Below are 5,848 nucleotides of genomic sequence, written 5' to 3'. Positions count from 1 at the left end.
TTATTACAAAAATTCAATCTGATTAGTTAAAAAAATGAGTAGAAAAGCTGACGAGTACGCTGTACATTTGTTCTTAAGCAGTGGACATCGCGAGGAAGTCCGTTTTTTGACCATCCAAGAATTTCAAAAGTGGTACAGTAACGAATTAATTCCGAAAGCCGATTCCCAGGATTTTATCAATGTTCCGATCAGAAATATCCAAGGGGAATATATGGTTTTACGTCCGGCTAGTATCGTTGCTATTCGTGTGGAACCCGTCTTTTTTGGCAGTGTGGAAAGAATCTAATTTGTCGTTATCGCTAAAAAAGATAGTTAGATGGAGAGAATTTTAGAGATTATTGATAATTCTCTCAATATCAGCTTGAATTTGATTGCTGACTTTGCCTTGCCAGCGTTCTTTTAATTCCCTTAATCCCACTTCTGCGTATTGACAGATCTTATCTAAAACTTCTTTGCCATCGCTGGGTTGAGGATAGGAATTCTTTTTACAGATAATATAAATTCCGGCAGTTAAAGCTAAAATAACTTCCGGATCGATTTGGCTAATAGCAATTAAATCTTGTCGATTGCTCAAAGTGGTTCCGTAGATACTGAAGTCTTGTTTAATGGCAAAAGCAGCGGCGAATAAATAAGCATCTACCATGCGCTCAAAGGTTTTATTATCTTTTAGTACCTGTAGATAATTTCTGGAAGTTTCCGAGGCATAAATCTTCAAACTGGGATCGATTCTCTGCATTAGTAACTCTCCATCACTTCAATCACGGAAGCATCTTCATCGGCAGCCAAACGGTGTATTTTTAAAATATCGGTAGTGTAGGGAAGCAAGAGATTTAAAAGTCGATCGGGTAGATCGCGATCCGTTGCTAAAATAACTACTTGGGAGTTTAAATTAGAGAGAGAGTTAATAATATTTTCTCGATGTTCTTCATCTAAATTTCCAAAAGGTGTATCCATAATTAGGGGAACACAATTATCGGTTATTTGATTTAAACCAGTGATAAAAGCAAAAGCTAAAGCTTCCTTTTCTCCCGCACTTAAGACATCGGGATTTAATAATTTTCCCGTGATGGTACGGATTCCTAAAGTGTATTCGGGAGTGATTTCTACTCCTCTATATTCCTCTGGTTTGTTGGTTACTTGTAAATAGCGATCGCTGGTTACTTGATTAATCATTTTTTGGGAATTATCGATATTCCATTCGATTAATTCGTTAGTGGCATTTTTTAAACCTCTGGCCATTTTAACCTGATTAGATAACATCAATGTGGTTTTATTTTCACTAGCTAAAATTTCCACTTCTTTGCGTAAATGTTCTAATTGCTTTTCTTTGATTTCAATTTCCTTTTGCAAGCGTTCGATCTTTTCTTGGATCATCTCAACATTTTTACCAGATTCGCCAACTTTTCGCCAAATCTCATTAGCTGATTCTTGATTGGTTCCCGTGGTTTCCTGTTTTAGCTGTTTAATATGTTGATTAATTTCTTCGATTTCTTCTTCTAAACGATCTCTTTGTAAAAGCAATTGACTATAATTGCTAAATTTGGCATTATCTCGGATAATTCCCTGTAAATAAATTCTAAGTTGGTCTTTTTCTATTCTGGTGGCGTTGTCCACTTCTAAGGACTCTAGTTCGGCAATTTGTTGCAGGATAAAGTCACGAGAATTTTGATCTAAACAACGACCACATAGACAGCTTTCATCGTCAAGTATTGCTTTTAAAACTGCTGTAGAATTAGTTTTATAAGTGCTTTTTAAGCTAGTAACTTGCAAATCGTCAGCCATTTCCTGCACAAAGTTAATCAGCAAAGGTATCGAAGCTTTTTTTAACCAAGAATCGATAGACTTTTGTAGGTTATTTAACTGAGTTTGTAAACCGATACGCTTTTTCTCTAAGTTATGAATTTCCTCTTGTTTTTCTCGTAAACCTTCAATCTGTGCGGCTTTTTCTTGAGCATCATGATGGATAATTTTAGCATTTTTTTCCTCATCTTTAGCATTTTTAAGCTGACCTTTTTTAAGTTCAATGTCTCCTTCTAATTCTCGCAATTGTTTTCTCTTATCTTTTAAAGCTTGACTGGTTCCCTCTGCTTTATTGAAACGGTTTTCTAATTCTTGTAAGGCTTTTTCTGTATCATCGCGCAGATTTCTTAATTCAGGGATACCCAAAACTTTTTCAATTGCTTCTTTTGCTTCTTTAGTTTGGGTTATCTGGGTATATTGTTCAATTTTTAAGCCATCAAAACAGAAAAAATCTCGAATAGATTTAGGAAGCAATGCTTCGATATATTCCCTAGAGTTACTTCTCATGGTTCCATCTTCATAAAATAATGCTTCCTCTACGCTGGGATAAGAAGTGCTACCATTAACTTTTAATTTCGCTGTGCGACTGATAAAGTAATTTTTCTCGTTTCTAGTAAAATTTAATTCTACCCGCATTTCTTTTGCCGGTGAAGAATCATCCTTACCTCGATAAAAATAGGTTTTCAGAGTCTCTTTAGATACAATATCTCCCCCATATAGACACCATAAAATCGCCGTCATCAGAGAAGTTTTACCGTGGCCATTATTACCAAAAATAATCTGAATTTTTCTGTCGGGATGCAGGTTAAAAGTAATATTTTGACTAGGGTAACATTTCCAATTAGTTAAGCGAATTTGTTTCAGTCTCAAAGTCATAGAGTTTATTTATTGTGAGGAGTCGGTATATTTTTCGATAAGTTCGACAATTTTAGGTGATAGCCGCCGATTTTTGAGAGTAATTTTTTCTACTTCTAAAGCCATGGCTTCCCCCAGCAGTTGGGGAGGTATCTCATATTTTTGTGCCAGTTCTTCAATTTTAGCAGTTATATCCATGGATTTTCTGGGGGTTGGGGAGTGGGTATTGTCAAGTCTTAATGCTTATTTGCCAAGAGATACCTTGATGAGGATAAATTTTATAACAGATCTGAGTAGGTAAAGCCATAGTAACTTAATTCTTGGACTAATCTGTTGATAACTGTAGCTTGATTGCTGGCTGCCCGGGCAAAATCAATAACTCTTTTGATCTCCGATGCAATTAATTTTACCTCACCATCGCCCCAAGGAGGAACCACCAAGACATCGATTAAAGTCGCTTTCTTCTTTGCCACGGCTGCCCGGAGAATTCTGCCGCGACGTTGAATAAATTGACGAGGAGAAGCATCAGCAGCGAGGATAATTCCCTGACTGACTTGTGGGATATCAACTCCCTCATCGAGACATTTTACCGCCACTAATGCGTCAAGATTTCCCGAAGATAACTGTGATAATAACATAACTCGATCGCTGTCTAAGGAACTATAGCGAGCGACTCTTTTTCCCTGACGCGCCAATCGGGTACTAATAGCAGTTGCTTGGGCAATATCGGCACAATAAATTAATGTTTGTTCTAAGGTGTGTTCAGCCAGAATACGATCAATTATAGTTAATTTTGCCCCCGCTGCTTTAATTAATTGCGCCCGTTGAATTAATAAACAATTCACTGCTTTACTGTCTTCTTGAGTAAATAAGCGAGCAATTTTTGCAGTTAACTGACAATATTTTTCCTGTTCTTCTTCTGCGAGATAGGTGACATAAACGTGATAATCGTACTCGCACAAAATACCCTGCTGAATAGCTAACTCTAACCCGTATTCATAGACAATTCCCCCAAAATAATCTAAAACTTTTTCCGTACCGAGTTCATCGTAGGCACGCAAAGGAGTTGCTGATAAACCCAAACGATAACTAAAATCATCCCGTAAAAGACGCTGATAAACTCCCGCACCAGTAGCGTGAACTTCATCGGCAATTAATAAAGATTCTTTTGGCAAACCTCCCGCATCAGTAATTAAATCACTAACGGTATTTTTAGCCAACTCTCCATAGGTTCCCACCACAATTACAGGATATCTCTGAGAGGGCAATTCTTGATGATTAATTAACCGTAATTTGCGAAATAAAACCTCACGCCAAGCACGAGAATTACCCATCGCTACCACAGGAAAAGCATAGGTAGTTCGACAGTTTAATTCTTTCACCCACTGCTGGACTAATTCTTTAGTAGGTACACCGATAACAATTAATTCTAACCTTGATAAACCACTAGCGGCAGCCAGGGCTGTAATCGTTTTTCCCGCTCCTGTTGCCATGGCAAGTATCCCCTGATATTTGGCTTGTTTCCATGCACTTATTGCCTCAATTTGACGGGGCTGGGGTGTTATTTTTAGGGGAGAGGATAACTGATATTTGCTGGTATCGGCGGCAACTTTAAAAGTTTTTTTGCTACTGCTATCGGGTTCGGTAGTGGGTGGAAAATCAGGACGAAATTTTAAGAGAGATTGGGCTGCTGCTGCGGGAAAATCCCAAATATCTAGATGGGGAGTTTGATTGTGCCAGAGTTTTTCAAAATTATCAATTTTTCTCTGAACTCTTAGCTGTTCCTGAGATTGCCAAGAGCGAAAAATATCGATACACTCGAAATTATCCTGTAAACTGCTGTGACTTTCATTCGCAGAACCAGTAAAAGCGATCGCATTTTCAAAAGCATCAATAAATAGTCCTAACTTTTCATGATATAAGCCAAAATTAACTAAGTTTTTGGGAATGGCTAATTTAATTTCTAAGACTCCTTGACTTAATAGCCACGCTAAACAGGCAAAACGATTTTTAGTAATTTCGTCTAAGTCAATTTCTAGAACTGATAACAAAGATTTAGTAATCACTTCTTCCCTTTGCTTTAATCCCTGAGTAATCGCCTCTATATCCTCTCTCGAGAGATAGGGAGAAGCAATTAAACGCATTTTTCCACCTCCGCGAATTAAAGCGGTTAATCCTTTAGCTAGAGAGACAAGGGAAGAACTAGAAAAAAAGCCGACTGCTCGACAATAGAGGGTAGATTGTGCTAAACAAGGTAGATAAAAATCGGCAATGAGATTATGGCGATCACTACGGTATTCTTCTAATAAGTCTAATTGTTGTAGTGGCAATTTAAATTCCTCCTCGATCTCGTTTTAGATCATAAATAACTTTTTCATAACACCAGCTTTTACTGCGTTGGGGATTTCTCAATCTAATATTTAAAAGCAATCGAGTCGCTAAAGCTTTATCTCCATTCACGAGGGTTAAAAGTTCTCTTTCTAAGTAGAAAAGTTTAGGCTGACTGATTGGCAAATTTTGACGATTATTTTTAGAAGTAGCTCTTTTCGGTTTAGTGGGGGATAAAGATACGGTATCGACTAACCACCAGATAGCTACAGCTAACCCCAACAACAGCACCCCCATAAAAGAGTATAAAACGATGCCTAGTAAATTCATTAATCAATTCCCGTGTTTGTTAATGATCAAGATTTTAGGCTAATCTACCGGCTCTTCTCGACTTTGTGTGATAATTTTTGCTTATGGAATCGTGAAATGCTTATCGGGTAACACTTTTAGGACTATTTTGTCGAAGAAACTATCAGTATAGACCTCGTTTCCACACAGAAACCAGAAGAGCCATCTACCCCATACAAAAACACCATAAAAGCTAAAATAGATAGCTGACAGTGATTCTGAACACAATAGTAATATAGACTAAACCGCCTTGTATTACCGTCTTCTTCTTGATTTTAATACCCTAGAAAACGGGTTAATTGCCTTAACACCCGAACAAAGTCATTATCTTAAAAAAGTTGTTCGTTTAAAATCCCATGAACGTTTTATTGCCCTCAATGGACAAGGACAAGCGTGGTTAGCAGAAATAATTGATAATTCGGCCCATCTTTTAGAAGCGATAAACGAAACTAGCGAACTACCAGTACAAGTGAATTTAATGGTAGCAATTCCCAAAAATGGCTTTGATGATATCGTT

7 protein-coding genes are annotated in these 5,848 nt (G+C 37.4%); 2 read left to right on the top strand and 5 right to left on the bottom strand.

The genetic code is table 11. The annotated features are described in order from the left end of the window. The first annotated feature begins 34 nt into the window (after positions 1-34). Complete coding sequence (locus tag PX484_RS24875; protein ID WP_002800425.1) at positions 35-286, top strand: hypothetical protein; 252 nt, start codon at positions 35-37, stop codon at positions 284-286. Positions 287-328: 42 nt separating this feature from the next. Here the strand turns inward: PX484_RS24875 and PX484_RS24870 are convergent, their stop codons facing one another. From PX484_RS24870 to PX484_RS24850, 5 genes are all read right to left on the bottom strand, one after another. Next, complete coding sequence (locus PX484_RS24870) at positions 329-736, bottom strand: hypothetical protein (protein ID WP_004160914.1); 408 nt, start codon at positions 734-736, stop codon at positions 329-331. Beyond that, positions 736-2,676, bottom strand: a complete 1,941-nt coding sequence (locus tag PX484_RS24865; RefSeq protein ID WP_287765550.1) for an AAA family ATPase — start codon at positions 2,674-2,676, stop codon at positions 736-738. The genes PX484_RS24870 and PX484_RS24865 overlap by 1 nt, the downstream gene beginning before the upstream one ends. A 9-nt stretch (positions 2,677-2,685) precedes the next feature. Then, the gene (locus PX484_RS24860) at positions 2,686-2,853 is read right to left on the bottom strand and encodes a hypothetical protein (protein WP_192846025.1); all 168 of its coding nucleotides are present in this window, start codon (positions 2,851-2,853) and stop codon (positions 2,686-2,688) included. Between the two features lie 80 nt (positions 2,854-2,933). Further along, a complete protein-coding gene (locus PX484_RS24855; RefSeq protein WP_287765548.1) occupies positions 2,934-4,985 on the bottom strand; it encodes a DEAD/DEAH box helicase family protein in 2,052 nt (683 codons plus the stop codon). Position 4,986: 1 nt separating this feature from the next. Further along, complete coding sequence (locus tag PX484_RS24850) at positions 4,987-5,313, bottom strand: hypothetical protein (protein WP_002734273.1); 327 nt, start codon at positions 5,311-5,313, stop codon at positions 4,987-4,989. Positions 5,314-5,581: 268 nt separating this feature from the next. Here PX484_RS24850 and PX484_RS24845 point away from each other — a divergent pair. Continuing rightward, the coding region (locus tag PX484_RS24845) for an RNA methyltransferase PUA domain-containing protein (protein ID WP_288106068.1) at positions 5,582-5,848 on the top strand (267 nt) is incomplete at its 3' end.

The organism is Microcystis sp. M49636_WE2 (genome assembly GCF_030065375.1).
GTDB lineage: Bacteria > Cyanobacteriota > Cyanobacteriia > Cyanobacteriales > Microcystaceae > Microcystis > Microcystis aeruginosa_C.
Note: the sequence above shows the minus strand (reverse complement) of the source record. Positions and strands in the feature narration are given on the sequence as shown.

Coding starts and splice junctions, on each gene's coding strand:
- PX484_RS24860 (WP_192846025.1), bottom strand. CDS start 2,853: ATGGATATAACTGCTAAAATTGAAGAACTGGCACAAAAATATGAGATA.
- PX484_RS24870 (WP_004160914.1), bottom strand. CDS start 736: ATGCAGAGAATCGATCCCAGTTTGAAGATTTATGCCTCGGAAACTTCC.
- PX484_RS24875 (WP_002800425.1), top strand. CDS start 35: ATGAGTAGAAAAGCTGACGAGTACGCTGTACATTTGTTCTTAAGCAGT.
- PX484_RS24850 (WP_002734273.1), bottom strand. CDS start 5,313: ATGAATTTACTAGGCATCGTTTTATACTCTTTTATGGGGGTGCTGTTG.
- PX484_RS24865 (WP_287765550.1), bottom strand. CDS start 2,676: ATGACTTTGAGACTGAAACAAATTCGCTTAACTAATTGGAAATGTTAC.